Here is a 23,035-nt window from a genome sequence, read left to right as displayed (position 1 = left end):
TGTACCGCCTCGGCAAGGATTACGAAAAGCCCGAGTTCAACCTGCATCAGATCGTCAAGGACGGCCGCAACATTCCCATCGTCGAACAGACGATCGTCGAAAAGCCGTTCTGCCGTCTGCTGCGCTTCAAGCGCTATTCCGACGACAGCGACGCCGTCACGCAACTCAAGGAAGAGCCCGTCGTGCTGGTGTGCGCGCCGCTGTCGGGCCACCATTCGACGCTGCTGCGCGACACCGTGCGCACGCTGCTGCAGGACCACAAGGTGTACATCACGGACTGGATCGACGCGCGCATGGTACCGCTCGAAGACGGCTCGTTCGATCTGGACGCTTACATCGCGTATATCCAGGAATTCATCCGCCACATCGGCGCGAAGAACCTGCACGTGATTTCGGTGTGCCAGCCGACGGTGCCCGTGCTCGCCGCCATCTCGCTGATGGCGAGCCGCGGCGAAGACACGCCGCGCACGATGACGATGATGGGTGGCCCGATCGACGCCCGCAAGAGCCCGACGGCCGTCAACTCGCTCGCGACGCAGAATTCGATCGAGTGGTTCGCGGCCATGCGCGTGGTCTCGTTGCACGGCAAGGGCGAGGTGCCGCTCTTGATTCAGGCTCCTAGATTCACCCGGTGACACGGGTGGATCCCTCCGTTGCCGTGGGAACAACTTTTACAGGCGACTTCGTGTCGCACGGGCCACATGCGCTTGAGGGTACCTGAGATCTGCTGGGGCGACCACTTCCATTCCAGCAGGGTGAGTACGACGCGCCACGACACGCTTTGAGGGTGCAGCTTGGGACATGGGCGCGCAGCCTCGCGTCGGCTCGTGCTGAGCGACTGCGCCGGCGCAGACGCATAGCCCACGGCAGAACACGTGTTTCTGGTCAGCTCGCGGCTGACAGTTGATGCCGGGCGCCCGAGTGTTCGGGCCATGGCCCGAACACTCGAACCCTGCTGCTTCATGCTTGCAATGGTCATGCGCTCTTCAGGCTGAAGCTGTTGATACGTTCTTCTTTTTTGCATGTGCGCACCTTACACGAGGAAGGTGTTGCACTTCAGATTTGATCGCGCCGGGGCAAATGTCTGTCTTGGGGAATACCGTAATCGACAGCGAATCAGTTCATTACGCGCGGCCGATACACGGTTATCGAGAACTGCAAAAGGAACATCTATGACTGGCGCGACGGCTGCCCGCGCGGCTAAAGGCAACATCCGTTTGAAGAGCGGGGCATTTGGCCGCGTCATTAGTGATGCGAAAGGATGCGTGTAAATAGCAAAATGCACGCACGCCGCAACCTATGGCAACAATCCTTGCAATGGCAAAGCCAGAAGGCGGCAGAGGGAGCCGTTGACTGAAGCGCCAACGAAACAGGGCGAGCGCTGGACTCGGCCCCCTGTGCGGCATTCCAATAGCAACGGGCCGGTGTGTGCCCGATCGTTCTTTATTGCGTTTTCACGGGTGCATCGGTTTTCGCGGCAGCACCATTTGCCTCGTTGCCTGCATCGGCCTTGGCCTTCGAAGGCCCCGCCTTGACAGCGTGCGTCTTCTTGCTCACCTTGTGTGCCTTGGCCTTCGCGTGTGCGGCGGGAATCTTCTTGACGCCGGCTTCACCAGACGCCTTGCCGGCCGTCGTCTTGGTAGCGCCGGCTTGTGCTTCGGTGCCGGCCTTCAGGTCAGCCTTGCCAGCCTGCATCGCCGTCGTCGCAGGGGTCGACGGTGCCGGTGCTGCAGTTTGTGCGAAAGCCGTCGAAACGAGCAGGGCGGAAGCCAGAGCAGCGAACATCGTCTTCATGTGATTCTCCATTTTTTTGCGCCTGAAAAAGTTCAGCGCTGGTCCTACAACGCGATACCGACGATATGGGTTGACGCTGGAGAATTTTTCCGTGATCGGGTGCGTGATTCGCACGGACACGTCGCGGCGCTCAGAAGAGGGAAGGCTGTTCGGCGGGAGCGGCGTGGCGCCGCATTGTCCATTCCGGAGCGTCTTGCGGACGGACGTGATGCACAACGCACGGTGCCGCCGAAGAGAAGAAAGGGCTCTTCCTCGACATGACAGCAGAGCACTTCACGACTGAAGATGACGTCAAACGAGAAGCGAACGAACGATGGCTTCCGGGAGCATCAGGTCTCGGTACGATGTCCTGGCAACCCGCCGCCTGGGCTTCGGCCTTTGCGACAATTGTACTAAGCAGCGCGCCCGGTTTTTAGGTCACCATGGGCCGCCTCGCATGCGTTCCACTGCTTCTTCGGAGCCAGGGCGTCAGTATGTTGGCTCAGCACGTTGGCTCAGCACGTTGGCTCAGCACGTTGGCATCGCACAAGAACGCTCACCTTTCGTAAGCGACTTGCGCGTACGACCGATCCTTTCATCTTATCGGTACGTTTCCCCACAAATCGCCAAAACATACGCAAAAAGAGCCCGGCGCGGGAACCGACACCGCCGCTTCACGAACGAAACAGGCCAGAGGAGTGGGAAGCGAAAGCCGACCTGCAGGAGTGAAGCGCAGTGACTGCGATTGCTTCCGCAAGCTGGTTTACTGTCTCCGGTATTGGAGAGGCCCGTCGCACGTGGTCGGCAGCATCCATCGCGTTGGCCTGCAACACCGCTTGAGCGCGAAATAATTTGTGGAGCCAATAGATGAAAGTGTACATTGTCGGACGTTATCGCGGATTCGTTATGCGAGCTCGCATAGAGCCGCGGACGATTCGATTGTCCGGCGAACTCGTAGTGAGATACCGCGTTACGTGGTCGTTGCGAAGGACGTCACAGCGAGATGTTATCGGTGATTTCGCCCATCCCGTTATGTACGCTTCGGAGGGCGTCGCGATCGCTAGCGTCGACCGCAGGGCTCGCGCCTTTATCGATGCCATGCTGGGAGATGGCGCCGCGCGCACGACAAGCGGTCCGTAGTGATTGGAAATGCACGTGAATCCGCTGCCCGGCGAGGGCCACGTCCGCGCTCGATGGTGCGTCGGAAGGGCAATCCATGGCGCGCAGGAAGAGGCGATAAAGAGGCGGCGGACCGGGGCGATTGCATATCGTCTGTCGACTTTTTTCTAAACCGCGACCGCATCGTCGCGGCCTACGTAACATTTGGAATACGGTCTTCTCGCAAGTGCCTGCCCTAGGAACGAACGTGCTGTGCACGGCGGCCGTCGAGTCTGTTCGGGACGATCACGACAGCTTTTCGTATCAAGAGGAAAGGCAATGCTCACGGCACGCGAATATGCAACATTGATGCCGGTCAACAAACGACGCCGCCTCCAGGTTGCCGAACGGTAGAACTTGTCGCGTTGCTCGAATGGCTACTTGTCGCGATGGAGCAACTCGCTGGGGGGCGCTGCGCCCCCTGCATTACGCGGAACGGCGACTCGCTCCAGCGCACGCTCAAGTGCAGTTACTGACACAACAGAAACGTCGGAGGAGGAGCAGGAGCGTGCAGAACTCGAGAATTGGGCGTCGGTTACATAGGGAAAGCGCAGCGCCACGTGGCGAGCCACTGGCCATCACCTGACTGCATCGGATGGTCAGCGGACAGAATGCGGATCGGGCACGTTCGAGTGCACGCTACGTCGACGCCTACTTGGTGCTCGTCGCCTTCTGCGAATCATCACCTGTCTGTGCTGCACCAATCGGAGGTACAGCATCGTTCATCGACGGCAGGGCCTCCTTGGGCGTTGCGGCGGCAGCAACGTCGGCCGGTTGCGCGGCGTCGGCCTTCAGGTAATGGTCCACCAGCGCAAAGAAACGCTGATAGAACACGCCGGCGGGAATCGTCTCACTCGCGACCTTTACCATCGAATCGTCGCTTGAGCCAATCGGCAGTGACAGGGATCCGAACACGCTCAGCCCCACGCTGGCCGAAGTGTTGCTCTTCTTCAGCGCATAGCGATCCTGCACCGCGTTCACGTACGCGGTACTGCTGTTGCTTTTGAGGCCGTCGGTTGTGCATACCACGTGGATTTCAATCACTGCGTGCGAATCGTTGTTAGGCTGAAAATTCTTCGAGCCATCCACCGAATCGGGCTTCGTCGAACTGGCGATGTACCCCTGACTGAGCAACGCACGTCGCGCGGCTTCGCATGCGGGCTCTGCTTTCGCGGCGAATCTATGCATATAAGGGCTGTCGCTCGCGTCAAACTGTTCTTGCTGGTAGAGCGGCTTTGGTGTCGAGCAGGCAGATAGTGCGCTCACAAGCGCAAGCAGCATGGAAGCCGCCGAAAAAGTGCGGAACTTGGTGTGCATGACTGATTCGAAGGATTGGCACGAGCGAAGAAGGGTCGGATTCAAAAAATTTAGGATACCAAATTGCTTGTACGCAGCACGCGCGAGTCGCATCCTGCGGCCGACCTGAAAGTGAATGGGCGGCGCCATTATAGTTCCGTTTCCCTACAACAACCTTCAGCGGGATTTTTTGAGTCGCGCGCCAGAACAGTCGGCTCGATAAGATGGAAGGGGATGCTTCAGTGGTGCGAACGCAGTTCGTCTCCCGAGGACACTGACTCACCGTGTCCGAAATCTGAAAAGCACTTTCCTGCGACGATCAGGTTGTCATATGACAACCAATATTGCGATGTATTAACAGGGCGCGCCCCCGCCCGGATTGCCGACCACAGGCCGCTGACCGATGCACGCAATTTTGTATCGGGAAGGGCTCACGTGAAGTCGTACGGCCGCACGCGTCCACACCGATCAGACTGGCTAATGCCAGGTCCTCGCTCTGCGAAGGCGTCAGTGTCGTCCGACGAATTCGGAATCGCCGCCAGGCAGGAAGACGGCACGGACGGCGCGAGTACATCGCAGAAGGCGCGTTGCACGCGCCATTGATGTTTTGACATGTTCCCATTCGGCGGCTCTCGTCCTGGCTCGCCCTCGTGTGTGCGCCGGTATTGTCTGACATGAACTCGCCATGTCGGGGTTGACGCTGGTCCCCCGCTGCCCGATATTGGACTCGCGGTTCGATTTGGTCCCGTCGTCGCAATGAAGCAACGTCGCGTATCGAATCGAGCGCTATCTGTGCCCGTCGTATCGGCCACATTTTCCAGGAGATTTTGACGATGGGTGATCAAACCGCACATGGCCCGATTTTTCCGGCAACCTGCGCGCGCTGCGGCGGCAGGGTATCGGGGACGGTTTCTTTCTGTCCCCACTGCGGCGTGCCTGCGCGGCTTGCGTTCGGCGATCGTGCGCCGAGGAAGAAACCCCGTGTGGCAGCGACGCGCGCAGCGGCCGGGCGTGCCAACATTATGAGTGACGGGCGGTTGTGGCCTTGGCGGTCGGCACCCGTTTTCCCGTCGGCAGATACCGATCATAGATATGGCGGCGTGCGTCCGCCATTGCCCAGCGGTGCCAGTCGTTGGGGCCTAAAAACGGGCGCGGCGCTGATGTTGCCGGCGGTCGTCGTGCTCTTCGGCGGGGCGGTACTTTTGCACCGGTCTGTCGATTCCGACACGCGCGATCAGCGGGCAAGATCGACTATCGTGCAAGGCATCGTGACGTCGGATGACATGAGTCATCATAACCCGGCCTCGACCATCGCACAGGGTCCGACCATCGCCCAAGGTTCGGAGGCGACGGGAGGCTCGATCACTCCGCAAAATCCTACAACGGAGCAAGCGCCGACAATAACGACCGCTGTCCCGCTCACGATTGGCGCTTCGTCGGTGACGCCTACTGCTTCTACCGTGGCGTCGAGACCGTCTCAGGCATCATTCTCTGCTTCGCAGAACGAAGAAGCACCATCACAGTACGCGACGTCAAGTGACAGGGGACAGGGAGGCAGACATCACAGGCTGATCTCGCTTGCGCTTGCGCGAGCGCACGACGGTCTCGAGAAAAGCGACTTGCGTACGGCCCGATCAGGAGTCTATTGGGCGCTTTCTCTGCAGCCGGACAATCGCGATGCACTCCTGATGAAGCTGGACCTGGTTTCGCGGGAAAGGGCTCGTGATGCGGCATTGAAGGCGGCACGCAGTTGCGCCGGGGAGGAACGTCGACAGTGCGTTTGGCAAAACGCCAGTAATGCGCTGTTAATCGATTCGAGCAGCACCGGAGCGAAGGCGCTCGTCGAGCACTCGAACGTTGATTCCGGCAAGACCGGACCGTGAAGCCGCCGGGCTTCACCCCGGTGCAGCCCGATGCTATCAACTAGCAACGGATACACACTGCGCCGCGGCGCGAACCTTCCTGGGCCAAGCCGTCGTATCCTCCAGCTCTAGCCAACGTCATTCCGCTGCTCTTAGTAAGGACTGCTGGACGCGACCGCCAGCTCGCTCCAATGCACGCTAACAGATGTGTGGGCAAGGGCGGGCGTCCAACAATCGTTAAGACAAACAGTCATTTCCCTTGGTTGAGGCTGATGCCGCGAACGTGATGCGGGTCAGTGGAACGTCTACGGTTGACGTAACACCCGCTGACGCCCCGCATGTCGCTTCGAGAATTCTTGACGGCTCTCGGCGAACCGCCGACTACTTTCTTTGGCATTTGCGCTTCCTCGGACAAACTATCTTCGGGTTGCTGGTCGACGGTCCTGGCAGGAGCCGGCTCAAGGGCGTCGGACGCTGCTGCGAATCCTTCATCGAAGGACGGACCGGATTTTGTCGAGTTCGCTGGACGAGGTGGTTGCCTGGTTGGCGCAGCGCATTGCAGTTGCAGCCTGTGCGTTCCGCGTAGACTGTCGGTACATCCGCTCCCGAACTGCACATGGCTCGTTTGATAAGACCGACACCTGAACAGCAGGCAATCGTCGATGCTATCGCCGGCGGCAGCGATCTCAAGATCAAGGCCTACGCGGGTGCGGGCAAGACCTCGACGCTACGGCTTGTCGCAAACCGCCTCGCGCATCAGCGCGGCATCTATCTGGCGTTTAACCGCGAGATTGCGGAGCACGCGCGGCGCGGCTTTCCGCCCAACGTGATGGCCGGAACCGTCCACTCGCTGGCCTACCGATCCGTGTCGCCCGCGCTTGCCGCGCGGGTGAGCCATCCCGCGGAGCCGCCTCACGAACTCGCTGCCCGCTATGGCATCGGTCCAGTCGAGGTGCCCATCGTGACGGGAAAGACCGTCGAACTCACCCCGTTCGAGCTGGGTCGCATGATTGTCGATGGACTGGGCAGGTTCTGCCGCTCGGCTGACGACGCGCCGAACGCTATCCATGTTCCCGTCGACGAGAAGATCGACGATAAAGCCGCCGACTGGCTGCGGGAAAGACTGAGCCCCTATGTCACGCGTCTGTGGAGTGAGAGCACGGACCCACGTGGCCGCAGCGCCATCATTCCCGACGTCTATCTGAAGGTCTGGGCGCAGGGGCAGCCGCGCATCGAATCCGACTTCATCCTGTTCGACGAGGCCCAGGACAGCGATTGCGTGATGCTGTGGCTTCTGAACCGGCAGTCACATGCCCAGATCGTCTACGTGGGTGACCCGTACCAGCAGATATATGAATGGCGTGGCGCAGTGAACGCCATGGCGCAGATCGACGCACCCCAACACGCGCTGACCGAGTCCTTTCGTTTCGGTCACACGTTCGCCACGCTCGCCAGCCGGCTACTCGGGCTGCTGGGCGAGCAGACAGCCGTTCGCGGCCGGGGCACGATCGGCTCGATCATCGTCGAAGACCCGATGGTCGCTCCACCCGTTGATGCCATCCTTTGCCGCAAGAACGTGTCAGCCATCTGGCATCTGGCCGCAGGCGTGGAGGCGGGCCACCGACCGTCAATCCGCATGAGTCCCGCGGAAATTGTTGCGTATGCAGATGGGGCAGACAGACTGCTCGAGGGGCGACGGGCCTACAGACCTGCAGCATTTTCGCTGTTTGAGACGTGGAAGGATGCACAGACTTTCGCCCGCAGCGCGGCCGGCGCCGATCTGCTTCCCGTCGTGCGGATTGTCGACGAATTCGGAACCGGCTATCTGCGCTCGCTGGCACAACGGATTACGCCTGAAGCGCGGGCCGATTACGTCATCTCCACGGTGCACCGGGCCAAGGGCCTCGAATGGAAGCGGGTGAAAGTCATCAACGATTTTCTGTTCAAATACGTCGATGGCCGCCTGACTGTGGAGGAGGACGAGCTGCGGCTGCTCTACGTCGCGTGCACGCGCGCGCAGCACGTGCTGGACGTATCGGACCTTCGCGAAGCGCTCCTGCGGTTGTTCAGATGATGAATCTGATCGCTCGCGGAAGAATTGGACGAGGAGGGTGTTCAGATCGTCGGCCGCGATTCGTCGAAGTGCAGCGATGTTCAGAAGAGGGATGGCTGTTCAGTCGGAGCGACGTCGGACCGGACTGCGCTTTTCCGGGTGATTGCCCGGGGCCTTGGCGCAGGACGCACAGCGATGCTGGAGAGCGAAAACGGTTCTTCATCAAGCCGACGGCCGAGCACTTCCCGACTAAAGAGGACGTCGGGAGAAAGGCGAACGAACGGCGAGGGAGCTTCCGTTGGCATCAGGTTTGAGTCCGGCGTCGAAATGATCCGCTGAGGGCTTCGATCATTCTGATTGTACCGGGGCCGCGATACAAGCCTTTACAGGCTGACCGCGGGACGTCAGCAATTGGTTACGTTGAACCCTTGTTACGGCGCATTTTCGGACTACCGCGAGGGTGACGCAAATGGTCGCGGTCGACTCTCGTTTGAATTAGTATCCGATTGCGAATCTGTTCATACGGCAAGCGGATTCATTCTATGACGCAGCACGATCGGTGTTTCGGGAAAATGCGCTAAGAGACGTACTCAAATGACTTTTGCGCAACACCACCTGGCTTGACACATTCCAAAGGCGGGCAAGCACTCTCCGCTCTTCCGCGTGCTCAGGTCGATAACGGTGAGGATTTGCAGGAGTTGCGCTGGCTCTAACCTCGAGATTGGGACGAGTCGGGATGCTCGCGATGCGATGTATCGAACAGCCTTTCTACCATTGCTTTTCTCCACAGCCTAGAGGGCAACAGGGCTCGCGCTATCGAATCCATCTGTCGCAGTCGCTCATCCGTAAGTTCAGCTTATCCAAAGCCGATGAAGAACCCAATTGTTCGTTTTGAATTGAAGCATTCCCGAATTGTAGCGCTCCACCATCGACCTGCGGCTTACTTGCTGGCATAGTTCGGCCATTACTACATACACAAAGAGGAAATCATGGCTACGCTCGAAAACGTGCAGGGGAAAATCGCCAGGTTGCAGGCCCAAGCCGAAGCGCTTGCCGCAAAGCAGTCGTCCGGCGTTATCGCAAAGATTCGTGACATCATGGAAAAGCATGGCCTGACCGTTGCGGACATCGAAGCACATACCGGCGGCAAGAAGCGTGGTCGCAAGCCAGGCGCCGCAACGGTTGCCAAACCAGCGGCGTCGGCAATGTACCGTCATCCGAAGACGGGTGCTACCTGGACGGGGCAAGGCCGCGCGCCGGCGTGGATCGCGAGCGTACGTGACCGGACGAAGTTTCTGATCGACGGCAGCGTTGCACAACCGGCCGTTGCCGCGAAGAAACCCGCGAAGGCGGGCAACTACGTGAAGGGCCCCCAGGCGCCGAAATACCGTGACCCCAAAAGTGGGGCGACATGGAGTGGTCGCGGTCCGGCGCCGGCATGGTTGGCTGGTGCCAAAGACCGTTCGAAGTTTCTGATTGTCACCGCGGAAGCGGGCGGTTCAGGCTCGAAGGCCGTTTCGTCCACCAAGGCAACCGTGAAACAGGCCGCGACCAAAAAGGTAAAGGAAAAAACGGTTGTCGCGAAGAAAGCCAAGGCACTGCCAAAGCCAGTATCAGCGAGGAAGGCCGCAGTCAGGAAAGCTGCGGCGAGGAAGGCGCCTGCGAAGCGTGCGCCGAACAATCCGGTAGCAGTTGTACCAGCCAGCGAAAGCGTCTCGGTGCCCGTCGCGGGCTGATTGTCAGTGAGATGACGGTTATGAGCAGGGCCTGCCGGTCCTGCTCGAATCGGTGCACCGGAATGCTACCGTGCACGGACTCCCGACACGCTGAACCTAAAAAAACTTGAGCCGCACGGGGCGGGGCACTTGTCAGGTTGCGCGCGCCGCTTAGACAGGCTTGATATTGGCGGCCTGCTTGCCCTTCGGCCCCATCTTCACTTCGAAGCTTACTTTCTGGTTTTCCTGCAATGACTTGAAGCCTTCAGTCTTGATTTCGGAGAAGTGGGCGAACAGGTCTTCGCCGCCTTCGTCCGGCGTGATGAACCCAAAGCCCTTTGCATCGTTAAACCATTTAACTGTACCGGTTGCCATTTTTGAACCTGTAGACGTTTGAAATCCGCGTTCGCGACCGCCGTTCCACACAGAGCGAGAGCGGCCGCCCGCGACAGAAGAACATTTACCACGTCGGGATGATACCTGCCAATCGGTACGTCTGCCGACAGCACATGGTCTGCTTTTCCCTGGCCCGAACCGGCTCAGGCGCTGGTCGCGCCGGCGGACGGTGGCTGCATCGCTGTTGCGGCGTCTTGCGTTGGCGCGACAACGGTCCCCTGTCGCCGCGGAGACTGATTTGACTGGCGCGCGGCAGCCGGTTCCGAAGCTCGCGAGCCATCGACACGTCACAGATTCTCTCAGGGCCACACGCAAGGCGTTGGCAGCGGACGTCGTCTCCACTGCGTCGATAGATCTTCACGGCCTTTCAGCGGTCGGGGATAAGGCCGCTATGTTTAGCACCCAACCCTCCCGGAAACGATCCAGGTCAACGGCCTGCTCGTATGGTGAGTGCGCGGATCACATCAGGCTGCATGCATCGGGAATAGCGGTTCGAGGAAACCGAACCCCGATATGGGGTGATCGTACTTCTCGTGCAAATTCTGGCGGTAGGAGCGGAGAAGTGATGGTTAATCAATGACTTGCAAGTCATTCGATCGCGCGAGACGTGTATGCTCGCAAAGCCTTGCTGCGAGCGGTTCGGCGTCATGCGAGCGCCATTTTCAGCACGAGAAGTACGATTACCCCGTTGAGGGGTTGAGGGTCCGCTTTATGCCTTTGCATGATGCGCGCGCCCGAGACGATCATCGTGCTCGGTCGTGGGACGCAGTCGGCCCAATAGTTGCGTTCGCGAGACCTTGGTTGCGAGATTCTTGCCTTTTTCGCGCAGATAGGTGTTGAGATATGCGTCTACACCCGCCGCAATGATCGTCATCAGAAAGGTCACCACCGCCGATCGCCTGTTGGCTACTCGCCTTCGGGGGCAAGGGCGAAATACCCGCCATGGTCGTCCAGGAAGATGATCTCCTGGGCGCTTTCAAGCAGGTCGAGTTCGGCATCAGTCACGTTGACCTCCCGCGGCCCGCCTAGCTCCACGAAAAGTTCGCCATTGTCCTGATAGAACTGCTGGACTAGCACTTTCGGCATGATGGCTTCCCCGGATGAATGGCGCGTTCTACGCCGGGCGTCGGCCCTGTCTACGGGGTGGGGCGCGCCAGCGCCCGAAGTGTCGCCGGGTTACTCCTCCCCGGCGGCAAGCGCGAAATAGCCGTCGAGGCTCCCCAGATACACGACCTCCGCTGCGCGCTCAAGCTGATCCCGCTCGTCGTCGGTCACATCGAGCTCGTTCGGCTCACCTACTTTCTGGAATTTGTCGTCGACCTTATGAAACTGCTGGACTAGCACTATTGGCATGATGATCTCCCCATGTGGACATCCTATTTTATCCACCAAGCGTCCTCAGATCGAGGCAACTCGCACGACGATGCTGTAGACCGTCGCGGGCGTTCGCGATGTTCGAGCAGCGCGTTTTTTCCTTGTGCGTCATTCGTCCGATATTGGCATCAGTACCTAGATACGAAGACAGGGCGATTCGAGACCATGTGTGTCGAGCACGGCTTACTGTAAGTACTACCGCGACTGCCGCGCGATCCTCGGCCAAGCTTGCTCAACAGGACCCAGCACGCCCACGCATTTCGCGCCGAGATCCCTGTCCGGCATTGCTACACGCTAACGACGATGAAGCCACGGATGAAGTTGAGACCGTGTTCGTTGGGAGGGCAGAAGGGGAGTGGTGGCTCAGAAGTGTCTCTGGCGGCAACACAATGCAGTTAAAACATTCTCAGGCGGCGCGTTTAAGTGATGACTGTCGTCGTCTTTTGCATTCGGCCGTCCGAGGTAATCCGCTTTCATTGACGTATCGCGGAGGCATCCTCGCCGAAATTCTTGATGGTGAAGTTGTCATCGTCTGGTTGGACGTATGCGCCTTCAGGTCCGAGAGGTTGCCGTCAGATGGTCTGCAATCGCGAGAAAATTGGCAGTCTTTGCGATCGATGTGTTCTTGCGTGAAGCGAGTGCCAGGCGAATTGAGATATTTCCACGGAGCACATCTGCATAGACGACCCCCTCAACCTGGATCTGGCATACGGATGCTGGTACCAGCGACACACCAAATTCCGCCGCCACCAAATTAACGACCGACGACAGTTGGGGAGCTTGCTGACCCATGACGGGTTCGAATCCGGCGTCACGGCACGCACCCACGATCACATCGTGCAAGGTTGGGCTCGCATCGCGAGGAAGCAGCACAAAGGGGTCTTTTGCAAGTGCAATTAGAGGAATTTTGCGTCTTTTCGCTAGCGGGTGCGTGGTGGGCAAGACAAGCCTCATAGGCTCAACAGCAATGTGGTGGAACGCAACCCCAGCCGGCGATTGACTTCCAAGACGCACGAATGCAACGTCGAGCCGACCGTCGTCCAGATACGCGAGTAACTGCGCCGTATTACCTTCGGCCAGTGTCAGCGAGACAGCCGGATATGACTGTCGATACTGACGGATCAGGTTCGACACCACTGGATTGAACGCAGCCGACCCGGTAAAGCCGATGTTCAGTTGTCCCGTCTCACCGCGCCCAGCGCTTTGTGCGCTTTTGATTGCATGTCGCGCATCATCGAGCAGGCGCTTCGCATCGACCGCAAACGCTTCTCCGGCTTCGGTGAGAAGCACACCATGACCGGTACGACGAAACAGCCGGACACCCAGTTCGTCCTCCAGCGCATGAATTTGCTGACTGAGCGGCGGTTGACCGATTCCCAGCTTTTCCGCAGCACGCGTCACATTGCGTTCCTCTGCTACGGCAAGGAAATATCGGATGTGCCGGAGTTCCATTGCGATATCTATAAAAGATATTTCAGAAAGACGAGATAGATATTGGACAGAATATCACCAACGGACGAAAATTGCGGCAATCCGTCGCGTAAAGGCTTGCCGGCGGTCGTCTGATCTGTGCCGCAGTCCCTTTCCCCACAACATCGCGAAATGATGCGGACGGACCATTCACAATGGCGCCACATCACGATGGCGGATGCGATCTGTTATCTATTCAGAGAAGGGGTCTAGCATGGCTGAAGCCGTAAAAAAACCGAGGCCGGAATTCCGGAACATCGGTATCGGGCAGATATTGACGTCATATCGCCTTCCTCTCGCGGGGCGTGTGTCGATTCTTCACCGCGTAAGCGGTGGACTGCTCTTCATCTTCCTTCCGTTCCTGCTGTACCTCTTCGACCAGAGTCTCACATCTGAACTCAGTTTCGAAGTTTTCAAGGGCTTCCTGTCCAACATCATCGTCAAGCTCATCACGCTCGTTCTCGCGTGGGCCTTCCTGTTCCACTTCTGCGCCGGCGTCCGTCACCTGTTGATGGACATGAACCATGACGCAGTGTCGAAGGAACGCGGCAAGAACACGTCGATCGTCGTGTTCGTCGTGTCGTCGGTGTTGACGATTGCATTCGCGCTCAAACTGTTCGGAGCATTCTAAAAAAATGTCAGCTAATAACCGTGTTGGCTCGAAGCGCCTCGTCGTCGGCGCTCACTACGGTCTGCGCGACTGGCTCGCACAGCGCGTCACGGCCGTCATCATGGCCGTCTACACCGTCATCCTGCTGTGCTGGTTCTTCGGCGCGCAGGCATTCTCTTACGACGGCTGGGCCGCGATCTTCGCTACGCAATGGATGAAGCTCGCCACCTTCGTCACGCTGCTGTCGCTGTTCTATCACGCCTGGGTCGGCATCCGCGACATCTGGATGGACTACATCAAGCCCGTTGGCACGCGGCTTCTGCTTCAAGCGTTGACGATCGTCTGGCTGCTCGCATGCGCGGGCTACGCTGCGCAGATTCTCTGGAGAGTGTAAAAGAATGGCTGCAATCAAGAATTCTCTGCCGCGTCGCCGCTTCGACGTGGTCATCGTCGGCGCGGGCGGCTCAGGGATGCGCGCCTCGCTGCAACTCGCGCGTGCGGGCCTGTCGGTCTGCGTGCTGTCGAAGGTCTTCCCGACGCGCTCGCACACGGTCGCGGCACAAGGCGGCATTGGCGCATCGCTCGGCAACATGAGCGAAGACAACTGGCACTATCATTTCTACGACACGATCAAGGGCTCCGACTGGCTCGGCGACCAGGACGCGATCGAGTTCATGTGCCGCGAAGCGCCGAATGCCGTGTACGAGCTGGAACACTTCGGCATGCCGTTCGACCGCAACGCTGACGGCACGATCTACCAGCGCCCGTTCGGCGGCCACACCGCGAACTACGGCGAAAAACCCGTGCAGCGCGCCTGCGCAGCGGCTGACCGTACCGGCCACGCACTGCTGCACACGCTGTATCAGCAGAACGTCGCGGCCAAGACGCAGTTCTTCGTCGAATGGATGGCGCTGGACCTGATCCGCGACGCCGACGGCGACGTGCTGGGCGTGACCGCGCTCGAAATGGAAACGGGCGACGTCTACATCCTCGAAGGCAAAACCACGCTGTTCGCCACGGGCGGCGCGGGCCGCATCTTCGCGGCATCGACGAACGCGTTCATCAACACGGGCGACGGCCTCGGCATGGCGGCCCGCTCGGGCATCGCGCTGCAGGACATGGAGTTCTGGCAGTTCCACCCGACGGGCGTGGCGGGCGCGGGCGTGCTGATCACGGAAGGCGTGCGCGGCGAAGGCGGCATTCTGCGCAACTCGAACGGCGAGCGCTTCATGGAGCGCTACGCGCCGACGCTGAAGGACCTGGCGCCGCGCGACTTCGTTTCGCGTTCGATGGACCAGGAAATCAAGGAAGGCCGTGGCGTCGGTCCGAACAAGGACCACGTGCTGATCGACCTGTCGCACATCGGCGCGGAGACGATCATGAAGCGTCTGCCGTCGATCCGCGAAATCGCGCTGAAGTTCGCGAACGTCGACTGCATCAAAGAGCCGATCCCCGTCGTGCCGACCATCCACTATCAGATGGGCGGCATTCCGACGAACATCCACGGCCAGGTCGTGGGGACGTCGAGGGGTCACGAAGAGCCCGTCAACGGTTTCTATGCCGTCGGCGAATGCTCGTGCGTGTCGGTCCACGGCGCGAACCGCCTGGGCACGAACTCGCTGCTCGACCTCGTGGTGTTCGGCCGCGCCGCCGGCAACCACATCGTCAAGCACGTGAAGGAAATCAAGGAACACAAGCCGCTGCCGGCCGACGCCGCCGACTTCGCGCTGTCGCGTCTCGCGAAGCTCGACAACTCCAGCTCCGGTGAATACGCGCAGGTTGTCGCGGGCGACATCCGCTCGACGATGCAGGCGCATGCAGGTGTGTTCCGTACGTCGAAGCTGCTGGCTGAAGGCGTGGAAAAGATGAAGGAACTGAAGGAACGCGCAGCTCACGTCCATCTGAAGGACAAGTCGAAGGTGTTCAACACCGCGCGCGTCGAAGCGCTCGAAGTGGAGAACCTGATCGAAGTGGCGCGCGCGACGATGGTGTCGGCGGAGGCCCGCAAGGAAAGCCGCGGCGCGCACGCGCAGAGCGACTTCGAACATCGCGACGACGAAAACTGGCTGCGCCATACGCTGTGGTTCAGCGAAGGCGATCGCCTCGACTACAAGCCGGTTCACATGCAGCCGCTGACCGTCGAATCGGTGCCGCCGAAAGCGCGTACCTTCTAAGGCACATCAAAGGATCTGAGAAATGGCCAAGCGTACTTTTGAAATCTATCGCTACGACCCGGACAAGGACGCCGCGCCGCGCATGCAGACGTACGAGATCGAAATCGACTCGCACGAGCGCATGCTGCTGGACGCGCTCGTCAAGCTGAAGGCACTGGACGAAACGCTGTCGTTCCGCCGTTCGTGCCGCGAAGGCGTGTGCGGTTCGGACGCGATGAACATCAACGGCAAGAACGGTCTTGCCTGCCTGACGAATCTGAACGACCTGCCGCAGAAGATCGTGCTGCGTCCGCTGCCGGGCCTGCCCGTCGTGCGCGACCTGATCTGCGACTTCACGCAGTTCTTCAACCAGTATCACTCGATCAAGCCGTACCTGATCAACGATACACCGCCGCCGGAAAAGGAACGTCTGCAGTCGCCGGAAGAACGCGACGAGCTCGACGGCCTGTACGAATGCATCCTGTGCGCCAGCTGCTCGACGTCGTGCCCGAGCTTCTGGTGGAACCCGGACAAGTTCGTCGGCCCGGCGGGCCTGCTGCAAGCCTATCGCTTCATCGCGGACAGCCGCGACCAGGCGACGGGCGAGCGTCTCGACAACCTGGAAGATCCGTACCGTCTGTTCCGTTGCCATACGATCATGAACTGCGTCGACGTGTGCCCGAAGGGCCTCAATCCGACGAAGGCGATCGGCAAGATCAAGGAATTGATGGTTCGCCGCGCTGTCTGAAATGGACGGATCATCGCATCAGTCCGACCCTCTACGCCGCGCGCGTCTGCGCTGGCGCGCGCGGCGCGGCCTGCTGGAAAACGATCTGATCTTCGAGCGTTTTTTCAGCCGATATGAGCATGACCTCAGTGATGCAGATGTGGGCGCGCTCACGCGCCTGCTCGAACTGAGCGATAACGACCTGATGGACTTGCTTCTCGCACGCAAGGAACCGGAAGGCGACCTCGCCGACGCCGATGTCGCGCGGGTGCTGGAGACGCTGCGCACCGTGTAGCGGCCTTAACGCGCGGTCGCTGTCAGAAAACTATGAATCTGCGCGACCACGGCTGCGCCTTCTCCAACGGCCGCAGCAACGCGCTTGATGGAACCCGCACGTACGTCGCCAATCGCGAATACGCCGTCGACGCTCGTCTGCAATGGCAGGGAGCGCATTGCGCCTTCTGGCACGTCAGTACGGGTCAATACGAAGCCCTTCGAATCCACCTCTACGCCGCAGGTTTGCAGCCAACTCGTGTTAGGCTGTGCCCCGATAAACAGAAAAAGATGATGCGTAGCGATGCTTTGTTCCGCTTCGTCGCCTTGTTGCCTGTAGTGCACTTTCTCGAGCCGCTGAGACCCGCGCGCCTAAGAGCAGGAACGCACACGCCGTTCGCTCGAGCGGCGTATCCGCGACGCCCGCCTGGGTAACTATATTGCAGACGCGGTTTGCGTTATCGATTCATTGGTAAGGACTTCACTGTTCAGGCTCGGCGATTCGAGGCGGACAGATCACTCGCGAGACTTGAAATCTTCCTGCTGACCGCGCTTTGCGAGAGATGTAGCGATGTAGCGACCTGAGCTTCCCTCGTAAAACTCGTATACGTCGCGCTTGCTTCGAACGCCACCAGGCAGTAGAGGGGGGAGGCAAGTTACTCATGGTGAATTACTCGAGCTGGTTTCTGGGGCGTCACCGACGACGGGCCTACGCCTGGCGACTGCCCGGCCGAGGCCGCGGCTTGTGAAAAAAACCGGCCCGAAGGCCGGAAACCCAAGGAGAGAGGGTTGTCCTAGACTTGACCGCCAAAGTCTGTCCAGCGGCCGAGTTTCATACATTGCGCCGGCTACCTGTTAGAACCTATGGCGAAGTCCAACGGTCGCGAGCACCTGTTTATTGGAACCGGAATCGATGTCCATGGAGCCAATCACAGCCTGCGCCGCACCTGCGCCCGATCCGGGCCAGCCTGTCCACAACAAGTGGAAATCCGGGCGAGAAAGCGCACGCATGGCATTCGAGTGGATGTCTCCTCTTCGCTACAGATCCCCAAGAATCTACTTGTCACCCGGTCTGGCGCGGTGTTCGACATGGAGGAGTTCTGCAAAAGGCTGAGCGACTGGCTGGATGAAAACCAACGGCCATGGGAGCCAGCCGATGAGCCGTCTGACGCGGTGTGGAGTGCCGGCCGCCTGGAAGGAGGCAGGCCGTTAGGCGAGGTGTGCGGGATTGCTACAATGTGTGGCCAGGTTTCCAGCTATTTCTCCACGTCTGTACGTGCCCCGTGACCAGAAAATCCTCTCCCCGCAAAGCTGTCCGACCGGTCATCCCACCGCTTCTGGGAGCGTTAAGGCAGCAGGCCGCTCCGATGGATGCTACGACATCCCTCTTGCTGAAAGCGTTTTCCACGCTCGATGCACTGCATCGAGGCAAGGGCAACCGGGGTGTTTTCGCGGTGCTTGGTCAACAGCTCATCGTCAGTGAGCGACTGTGTCTGGCGGGATATCAACAGGACGAGTTGGACACCGTTCGCCATGCGCATGCTGCCATGGTTCGTGTCGACTGGGACGCGCGAGATACCGGGCAGTGGAAGATCGCCGACACCGATTACGAGGCGGTGCGCGCCGCGCTGGCCGTGTATGAGCACCAGCTCACCGTTGTGCCTCGCCCTTTGGTCGTCAAAGCCCTGCTTGAGTCGGCCAGGAATATAGCCGTACGGCGCACCCCGGAAGCATAGCAGGCGGCCTGAGGCTACCCTCGCGTCAGCGCATGGCGCGCGCAGAATGTCGAACCGGTTGCAGTCTGAACAGGTTGAGGGGAAGGGACGGGCGCTGCTGTGTCATTCCGTCGGGCCGTAAGACTTGCCTTGCGCGGCGATCCCCTGACATAATGGCTCCGCGGCTGCTGGAGCCAGACCTGTCCCCGGGTCAAAGACAGCGCAACTAATCCTGCATTGATTCGCCACGAGCACCTTCATTGTCGCTTGGCGCGTAATCGGGGAACGTCGAGCTTAACGAAGGAGTTTTTCATGGCGATCGCCCCTGACTTTCCTCTCGCTTTTGACGCGCTTGCGCAGCTCAAGCGTGCGCTGCATCAGACTCTTCCCAAGATCCCGTCGTCCCATCTCAGCGAAGCGATTGCGTTCGGTCTGGGCTTCAGGACGAATGCCGCCCTGCAAACGCAGTTGAATGCAGGCGGAGGTACGGTGGCGGGGTTTGATTCCGACCGCTTCTCAGGCCGGCTCGCTAAACTCGGTCACGGCCCGATTCGTGACGTGTGCGACGATGTGCGCGTGGTGCAAAGCATCTTGCTGGCGCGGTCGGACCCGGGCATGGTGCCGCGCTCGCCGCTCGAGCGCTGTGCGGCGTACGGTGTCCGGATTCTGCGAAAGGAAAATGGCGATTTCTTCGCCCATCACAATGGTGCCGGTGTTGTAGGGCCCTGCCACGATGAACAGGAGGCAGCGGCCCTTGCATGCGCTACCTGGGACTTTTAGGTCTTCGGCAATAAGGGAGAGGCGCCTTGTGCGACGCCTTTCCGCTGGCACGTCCGCTGGCTGTGGCGGGAATCCTTCTAACGGAGAGCCTTCGCGACAACGCGTCGAAGGAGGCCGTCCAAAATCGCCTTATGCTTGGAATGGCTACGCTGGCGCGTACCGCGCCACGCGAACAACGTCTGAGCCGGCCTCTCGACTTCTGATGGCTGGAGGTTGCCATGCCTGGTTCTTCTAATAAAACGTATTCCCGACCCCCGTTGCGCCCCCGGCCGCTATCCAGCCGGGTGACCGCCGTGCTCGCCTCTGTGGCACGGTCGTTCAGCAAGCACCCTGTTTTAGCCGCAATGGCCGGCGCGGCGGCCGCACTGGTCTTTGCCTTTCTCACGGTCGAATCGACGCTCCGGGGCGTCACCAACGCCATCCTCACTGGCTATGCGATTACCACCGTGGCTCTCGCGGCAGCGGCCACGTTGCTTTCCCGGTTTGCCCATCGCGAAGAGCTGTTAAACCACCGGAAACTGCGCAGGCTTTCCAGGACCGACGCGCTCACGGGCCTCGCCAACTGGAAGAGCCTGGACGCTGCATTGACGGCGAAGTGGGGAATAGCACGCCGAAAAGGTGTCCCGCTATCGGTCATTCTGGTGGACATCGACCACTTCAAGCGCTTCAACGACACGCTCGGCCACGAAATTGGCGATGACGTCCTGATTACGGTCGCAAACTGCATTGCCGCTATCATTGCGGTAACAGGCGGGTTTGTCGCACGCTACGGCGGTGATGAGTTCGGTGTCGTTCTGGGCAACCGTTCGCCCGAAAAGGTGTTGAGCGTGGCCTCGACTATCCGGCGACGGGTTCAGGACCTGCAGATACAGACGCATGGAACCCGGCAAGGCTGCCTCACTGTCAGCGTCGGATGCGCAACCTGTGAGCCCCTTCACATGTCCAGCGCAGATGAACTGAAGGAGGCTGCCGACCTGCAGTTGAACGAGGCAAAAGCGGCGGGACGCAACCGCGTGCGCGCCGCGACGTTGTCAGCAGACGCGCCGGCACCAACGCTAGAGGTGTCGCCCTAAGACCCGACTCGCCGGTAGCCGATGGGGTGTGTGATGACGTGCGATTCGCCATGGGGTTTTCGGACGTACAGATGGGAGGTTGCTAAGGATGCTTAAACGCGTTATAGCAGTGTCGTTGTTAGTAGGCGGTTTGCTTTCGTTGACGGGCTGCAACACGATTCAGGACATCGCAGACTCTGCACTTGCCGTTAAGCGGCTCTTGTAGGTCGAGGCAGAGGAAAAGCGGACTCAAGCGCCCTGGGACGGTTCGCTTCACGCCGCCGGGTCAGGGATGTAACTACGGATCGGAGTTGTTGCCCGGTTCCTAGCTGTGGCGGGGGTGGACGACCTTGCGGAACATCGCGGCGAGCCGGGACATCAACGTTTCCTTCGGTTTTGCCCGGTGCGCATGCCGGGTGGCGCGTCCCGTCTGTTTGCTCCGGTCGGCGCGTGCGGCAGCGGAATTGGGCACGGCCGCGGGCGCGGAACGCGCGCCTTGCTGCGGTTCGTCGGAGGCATCGGCATCCGTGTCGTCGGACGGTTGCGTCGAGGCGAGTACGCTGGGGCCGGATCGCGGTGCAGCTTTCACAGGCGCGGGAGCAGGAACGGGCGCAGCGGGTTGCTGTGCGACGGAAGCCCCCTTCGTGATCGCGCCGGATGCTTTCGACGAATCGATACTGCCTTGCGTCACCTGATCGCCGCTGACGGGCGAGTCGATGGCGGGCGTTCGCAAGGACTCGTCGATGCCGGCTCTGGCTTCCGCCATGGCACGATGGTCTGCCTCAAGGAGCATCAGGTAAGAAGCACCTGCTGCGCCAACGAGCAGCCCTCCGAGAATCATCAAAACTTTGCTGGTTTTCATCATACTTGCTGAGGGTCGTTCAACGGCATAGACAGTCATGGTAAACGACTATCCGAGATATAACCGGCCAGGCCTATCACGCCGACGGCCAGACCCATCGCCGAAATCAGGCAAAGCTGCGCCCAGTTGTAGTGACGTGCGTGCGAATAAGCAGCGGCAGTTTTTCAGTGTTATCCCGGAGTTCTCCACCAAAACGTTCGAAAAAGCACGGTGCTTAACAGATCGCTCCGTTACGCTCGGGCAGATGGATCTGGCTACCGGATGGTCAGTAGCAGACACCTTGCAACGTCATTCATATAGACACGCCGGATTCGCGGCTATATGTAGAGGCCCCAATTGAAGGTCACGACGGTTGAGTCGTTGCGCGCACACCTGATAACGGCATCAATTGCCACCTTGGTTATCGATATAATCGTGGCAGCGATGATTTGACTTTTCAATATCGACGAATCGACCTTTTAAACCGCGACGTTCCGGATAGGCTTGCTAGCAGGGGTATCTATCGCGATCGCCACGACACGTGCTGTCGCGCTAGTTGCCTATCGTTCAGCGCTTCGACAACGTCAGATTTCTGTCTCGGCCGACGGCGATGGTCTCTGTGTATCCGACGCGTTTCGGTTCCGCGCTCCAGTGATCCTGCATTTTCGTTTCTCCGGTAAGCCGCGCGCCGCCACCAGCGCCGATGCGATCGACCAAGCCAGTCGACGTAGTCGCACCTACCGGTGATGGCGTTGGCCAGCATCGGCAAAACGTCCGCGAACGCGGTCATGACTGTGTCTAAGTGCGGGCACACGATTGCGAGATCTGCGCGTGTTCGTGTATGGGCAAAAGGCTCTTGATCATCGAAGGGTGGAGGGTGATCGTCCGACCCATAAGTGAGTAGAGGGATCATCGCCAACGCTTCCCGGAGGTCGAAAATGGGTTTGATGACTTCTCGAATCATGGCCGCGGTCAGAAAGTGCGGCCCTGCCGCGATTATCGCACTCGTGGTTTCCGGTGCGCATGCTGGTGGCATTGATCGCATTGATCACGAAGTCGCGCTGGACCAGAGCGGAATCTGGGACCGCAACGTCCAACTCGCTCTCGAATACGCCGTCATCGCCACGGAGGGGTGTGTGGGGCTGGCTTGGTAACGACAATGAGCGGGGCCACACTTTCTGGCAAACAGCCGATGTTCGGCCATATCGGCGGTAGCGGCGCAAGGAATGAAATACGCGTTCGGTCGCCAGCGGCCGAGCGCTGGTCAGGGCCCTAACCAGTGGTTCAGCGGCGGAGACAGTTTTCCGAACGGCGAAGTTACCCTTCAGGCGAGCTTCGTCACACCATTCATCGTCAACTATGGTCGCCGTGATCCGTGGGTCTGGGCACTTGAACTGTTGCCGCTTTATGATTCGATCGCTCGCGTGAAAAGCCAGGCGCACTGGCAGACCGATGTCCTGGCCGGCTGGGCACTGGGCGCGGCGGTAGGGTGAAGTTGACCCGGCAAAACGGACACCTATCCTTTTACAGGAGGTGCCGAAATGGGCAAGACTCGTACACCGTACCCGGCGGAATTCCGGGCGCAGATGGTGGAACTGGTCAAGGCCGGGCGCACACCGCAGGAGCTCGCTCGCGAGTTCGAACCGACGGCGCAGACCATCACCAACTGGGTTGCGCAAGCCGAACGTGATGCTGGGGTGCGTCATGACGGGCTGACCACGGCCGAGCGGCAGGAGCTTACGCGGCTGCGCCGTGAGAATCGCCAGTTAAAAATGGAGCGCGACATC

At 59.9% G+C, this 23,035-nt stretch carries 21 protein-coding genes and 4 pseudogenes; 15 read left to right on the top strand and 10 right to left on the bottom strand.

Features of this window, described 5'->3' with window-relative positions; translation table 11 throughout:
- A pseudogene (locus tag GCT13_RS41315) lies at window positions 1-557 on the top strand (polyhydroxyalkanoate depolymerase); the annotation flags it as partial.
- Between the two features lie 137 nt (window positions 558-694).
- On the opposite strand, the pseudogene GCT13_RS41310 reads toward GCT13_RS41315, so the two are convergent.
- From GCT13_RS41310 to GCT13_RS41290, 3 genes and pseudogenes are all read right to left on the bottom strand, one after another.
- A pseudogene (locus GCT13_RS41310) lies at window positions 695-1,024 on the bottom strand (transposase); the annotation flags it as partial.
- Window positions 1,025-1,443: 419 nt separating this feature from the next.
- Window positions 1,444-1,794: a hypothetical protein gene (locus GCT13_RS41305; protein WP_152767610.1), complete on the bottom strand. Its 351-nt coding sequence runs from the start codon at window positions 1,792-1,794 to the stop codon at window positions 1,444-1,446.
- A 1,845-nt stretch (window positions 1,795-3,639) separates the two neighbouring features.
- Window positions 3,640-4,248 (bottom strand): annotated as a pseudogene (locus GCT13_RS41290) (DUF2242 domain-containing protein); the annotation flags it as partial.
- An 812-nt stretch (window positions 4,249-5,060) separates the two neighbouring features.
- Here GCT13_RS41290 and GCT13_RS41285 point away from each other — a divergent pair.
- The 3 genes from GCT13_RS41285 to GCT13_RS41270 all read left to right on the top strand — a co-directional run bounded on the left by GCT13_RS41285 (window position 5,061) and on the right by GCT13_RS41270 (window position 9,878).
- Window positions 5,061-6,110 carry a hypothetical protein gene (locus GCT13_RS41285; protein ID WP_152767607.1) on the top strand — a complete coding sequence of 350 codons (1,050 nt, stop codon included), beginning with the start codon at window positions 5,061-5,063 and terminating at the stop codon, window positions 6,108-6,110.
- A 595-nt stretch (window positions 6,111-6,705) separates the two neighbouring features.
- Window positions 6,706-8,163 carry a UvrD-helicase domain-containing protein gene (locus GCT13_RS41275; protein ID WP_152767605.1) on the top strand — a complete coding sequence of 486 codons (1,458 nt, stop codon included), beginning with the start codon at window positions 6,706-6,708 and terminating at the stop codon, window positions 8,161-8,163.
- Between the two features lie 968 nt (window positions 8,164-9,131).
- Window positions 9,132-9,878: an H-NS family nucleoid-associated regulatory protein gene (locus GCT13_RS41270; protein WP_152767604.1), complete on the top strand. Its 747-nt coding sequence runs from the start codon at window positions 9,132-9,134 to the stop codon at window positions 9,876-9,878.
- A 150-nt stretch (window positions 9,879-10,028) separates the two neighbouring features.
- Here the strand turns inward: GCT13_RS41270 and GCT13_RS41265 are convergent, their stop codons facing one another.
- The 5 genes from GCT13_RS41265 to GCT13_RS41250 all read right to left on the bottom strand — a co-directional run bounded on the left by GCT13_RS41265 (window position 10,029) and on the right by GCT13_RS41250 (window position 13,079).
- Window positions 10,029-10,232 carry a cold-shock protein gene (locus GCT13_RS41265; RefSeq protein ID WP_007577962.1) on the bottom strand — a complete coding sequence of 68 codons (204 nt, stop codon included), beginning with the start codon at window positions 10,230-10,232 and terminating at the stop codon, window positions 10,029-10,031.
- A 730-nt stretch (window positions 10,233-10,962) separates the two neighbouring features.
- On the bottom strand, window positions 10,963-11,142 hold the full coding sequence (locus tag GCT13_RS41260; protein ID WP_152767603.1) for a hypothetical protein: 180 nt from the start codon (window positions 11,140-11,142) through the stop codon (window positions 10,963-10,965).
- Window positions 11,143-11,159: 17 nt separating this feature from the next.
- A complete protein-coding gene (locus GCT13_RS41255) occupies window positions 11,160-11,339 on the bottom strand; it encodes a hypothetical protein (protein WP_152766542.1) in 180 nt (59 codons plus the stop codon).
- A gap of 90 nt (window positions 11,340-11,429) precedes the next feature.
- A complete protein-coding gene (locus GCT13_RS48835; RefSeq protein WP_193727905.1) occupies window positions 11,430-11,606 on the bottom strand; it encodes a hypothetical protein in 177 nt (58 codons plus the stop codon).
- Between the two features lie 573 nt (window positions 11,607-12,179).
- On the bottom strand, window positions 12,180-13,079 hold the full coding sequence (locus tag GCT13_RS41250) for a LysR family transcriptional regulator (protein ID WP_152767602.1): 900 nt from the start codon (window positions 13,077-13,079) through the stop codon (window positions 12,180-12,182).
- Between the two features lie 232 nt (window positions 13,080-13,311).
- Between GCT13_RS41250 and sdhC the strand changes: the two genes are divergently transcribed.
- The 5 genes from sdhC to GCT13_RS41225 are packed head-to-tail and all read left to right on the top strand — an operon-like array spanning window position 13,312 to window position 16,882.
- On the top strand, window positions 13,312-13,728 hold the full coding sequence (sdhC, locus tag GCT13_RS41245) for a succinate dehydrogenase, cytochrome b556 subunit (RefSeq protein ID WP_152767601.1): 417 nt from the start codon (window positions 13,312-13,314) through the stop codon (window positions 13,726-13,728).
- Between the two features lie 4 nt (window positions 13,729-13,732).
- The gene (gene sdhD / locus GCT13_RS41240; protein ID WP_152767600.1) at window positions 13,733-14,101 is read left to right on the top strand and encodes a succinate dehydrogenase, hydrophobic membrane anchor protein; all 369 of its coding nucleotides are present in this window, start codon (window positions 13,733-13,735) and stop codon (window positions 14,099-14,101) included.
- A gap of 4 nt (window positions 14,102-14,105) precedes the next feature.
- Entirely contained in the window at window positions 14,106-15,881 is a 1,776-nt protein-coding gene (gene sdhA / locus GCT13_RS41235) for a succinate dehydrogenase flavoprotein subunit (protein WP_152767599.1), read from the top strand.
- A 22-nt stretch (window positions 15,882-15,903) separates the two neighbouring features.
- Window positions 15,904-16,608, top strand: coding sequence for a succinate dehydrogenase iron-sulfur subunit (locus tag GCT13_RS41230; RefSeq protein WP_008924387.1), 705 nt, complete (start codon window positions 15,904-15,906; stop codon window positions 16,606-16,608).
- Window position 16,609: 1 nt separating this feature from the next.
- On the top strand, window positions 16,610-16,882 hold the full coding sequence (locus GCT13_RS41225) for an FAD assembly factor SdhE (protein WP_152767598.1): 273 nt from the start codon (window positions 16,610-16,612) through the stop codon (window positions 16,880-16,882).
- A gap of 5 nt (window positions 16,883-16,887) precedes the next feature.
- Here the strand turns inward: GCT13_RS41225 and GCT13_RS41220 are convergent.
- A pseudogene (locus GCT13_RS41220) lies at window positions 16,888-17,226 on the bottom strand (FAD-dependent oxidoreductase); the annotation flags it as partial.
- 1,022 nt (window positions 17,227-18,248) lie between these two features.
- Here GCT13_RS41220 and GCT13_RS41215 point away from each other — a divergent pair.
- From GCT13_RS41215 to GCT13_RS41205, 3 genes are all read left to right on the top strand, one after another.
- Window positions 18,249-18,596 carry a hypothetical protein gene (locus tag GCT13_RS41215; RefSeq protein ID WP_152767597.1) on the top strand — a complete coding sequence of 116 codons (348 nt, stop codon included), beginning with the start codon at window positions 18,249-18,251 and terminating at the stop codon, window positions 18,594-18,596.
- Window positions 18,597-18,887: 291 nt separating this feature from the next.
- Window positions 18,888-19,355, top strand: coding sequence for a hypothetical protein (locus GCT13_RS41210; RefSeq protein WP_152767596.1), 468 nt, complete (start codon window positions 18,888-18,890; stop codon window positions 19,353-19,355).
- A gap of 218 nt (window positions 19,356-19,573) precedes the next feature.
- Complete coding sequence (locus tag GCT13_RS41205) at window positions 19,574-20,428, top strand: GGDEF domain-containing protein (RefSeq protein WP_152767595.1); 855 nt, start codon at window positions 19,574-19,576, stop codon at window positions 20,426-20,428.
- A 304-nt stretch (window positions 20,429-20,732) separates the two neighbouring features.
- On the opposite strand, the gene GCT13_RS41200 is transcribed toward GCT13_RS41205, so the two are convergent.
- On the bottom strand, window positions 20,733-21,173 hold the full coding sequence (locus GCT13_RS41200) for a hypothetical protein (protein WP_152767594.1): 441 nt from the start codon (window positions 21,171-21,173) through the stop codon (window positions 20,733-20,735).
- Between the two features lie 1,013 nt (window positions 21,174-22,186).
- Between GCT13_RS41200 and GCT13_RS50050 the strand changes: the two genes are divergently transcribed.
- The 3 genes from GCT13_RS50050 to GCT13_RS41190 form a co-directional block, all read left to right on the top strand.
- Complete coding sequence (locus GCT13_RS50050; RefSeq protein ID WP_227747275.1) at window positions 22,187-22,402, top strand: hypothetical protein; 216 nt, start codon at window positions 22,187-22,189, stop codon at window positions 22,400-22,402.
- A gap of 24 nt (window positions 22,403-22,426) precedes the next feature.
- A complete protein-coding gene (locus GCT13_RS50045; protein ID WP_227747276.1) occupies window positions 22,427-22,741 on the top strand; it encodes a phosphatase PAP2 family protein in 315 nt (104 codons plus the stop codon).
- Window positions 22,742-22,789: 48 nt separating this feature from the next.
- The coding region (locus GCT13_RS41190) for a transposase (RefSeq protein ID WP_152767593.1) at window positions 22,790-23,035 on the top strand (246 nt) is incomplete at its 3' end.

Source organism: Paraburkholderia franconis (genome assembly GCF_009362735.1).
Classification (GTDB): Bacteria; Pseudomonadota; Gammaproteobacteria; order Burkholderiales; family Burkholderiaceae; genus Paraburkholderia; species Paraburkholderia franconis.
This window is presented reverse-complemented; position numbering and strand designations above follow the sequence as displayed.

What these genes read in the sequence shown, in the direction of transcription:
- GCT13_RS41305 (WP_152767610.1), bottom strand. Translation starts at nt 1,794, where the DNA reads ATGAAGACGATGTTCGCTGCTCTGGCTTCCGCCCTGCTCGTTTCGACG.
- GCT13_RS41285 (WP_152767607.1), top strand. Translation starts at nt 5,061, where the DNA reads ATGGGTGATCAAACCGCACATGGCCCGATTTTTCCGGCAACCTGCGCG.
- GCT13_RS41275 (WP_152767605.1), top strand. Translation starts at nt 6,706, where the DNA reads ATGGCTCGTTTGATAAGACCGACACCTGAACAGCAGGCAATCGTCGAT.
- GCT13_RS41270 (WP_152767604.1), top strand. Translation starts at nt 9,132, where the DNA reads ATGGCTACGCTCGAAAACGTGCAGGGGAAAATCGCCAGGTTGCAGGCC.
- GCT13_RS41265 (WP_007577962.1), bottom strand. Translation starts at nt 10,232, where the DNA reads ATGGCAACCGGTACAGTTAAATGGTTTAACGATGCAAAGGGCTTTGGG.
- GCT13_RS41255 (WP_152766542.1), bottom strand. Translation starts at nt 11,339, where the DNA reads ATGCCGAAAGTGCTAGTCCAGCAGTTCTATCAGGACAATGGCGAACTT.
- GCT13_RS48835 (WP_193727905.1), bottom strand. Translation starts at nt 11,606, where the DNA reads ATGCCAATAGTGCTAGTCCAGCAGTTTCATAAGGTCGACGACAAATTC.
- GCT13_RS41250 (WP_152767602.1), bottom strand. Translation starts at nt 13,079, where the DNA reads ATGGAACTCCGGCACATCCGATATTTCCTTGCCGTAGCAGAGGAACGC.
- sdhC (WP_152767601.1), top strand. Translation starts at nt 13,312, where the DNA reads ATGGCTGAAGCCGTAAAAAAACCGAGGCCGGAATTCCGGAACATCGGT.
- sdhD (WP_152767600.1), top strand. Translation starts at nt 13,733, where the DNA reads ATGTCAGCTAATAACCGTGTTGGCTCGAAGCGCCTCGTCGTCGGCGCT.
- sdhA (WP_152767599.1), top strand. Translation starts at nt 14,106, where the DNA reads ATGGCTGCAATCAAGAATTCTCTGCCGCGTCGCCGCTTCGACGTGGTC.
- GCT13_RS41230 (WP_008924387.1), top strand. Translation starts at nt 15,904, where the DNA reads ATGGCCAAGCGTACTTTTGAAATCTATCGCTACGACCCGGACAAGGAC.
- GCT13_RS41225 (WP_152767598.1), top strand. Translation starts at nt 16,610, where the DNA reads ATGGACGGATCATCGCATCAGTCCGACCCTCTACGCCGCGCGCGTCTG.
- GCT13_RS41210 (WP_152767596.1), top strand. Translation starts at nt 18,888, where the DNA reads ATGGCGATCGCCCCTGACTTTCCTCTCGCTTTTGACGCGCTTGCGCAG.
- GCT13_RS41205 (WP_152767595.1), top strand. Translation starts at nt 19,574, where the DNA reads ATGCCTGGTTCTTCTAATAAAACGTATTCCCGACCCCCGTTGCGCCCC.
- GCT13_RS41200 (WP_152767594.1), bottom strand. Translation starts at nt 21,173, where the DNA reads ATGGCGGAAGCCAGAGCCGGCATCGACGAGTCCTTGCGAACGCCCGCC.
- GCT13_RS50050 (WP_227747275.1), top strand. Translation starts at nt 22,187, where the DNA reads ATGGGTTTGATGACTTCTCGAATCATGGCCGCGGTCAGAAAGTGCGGC.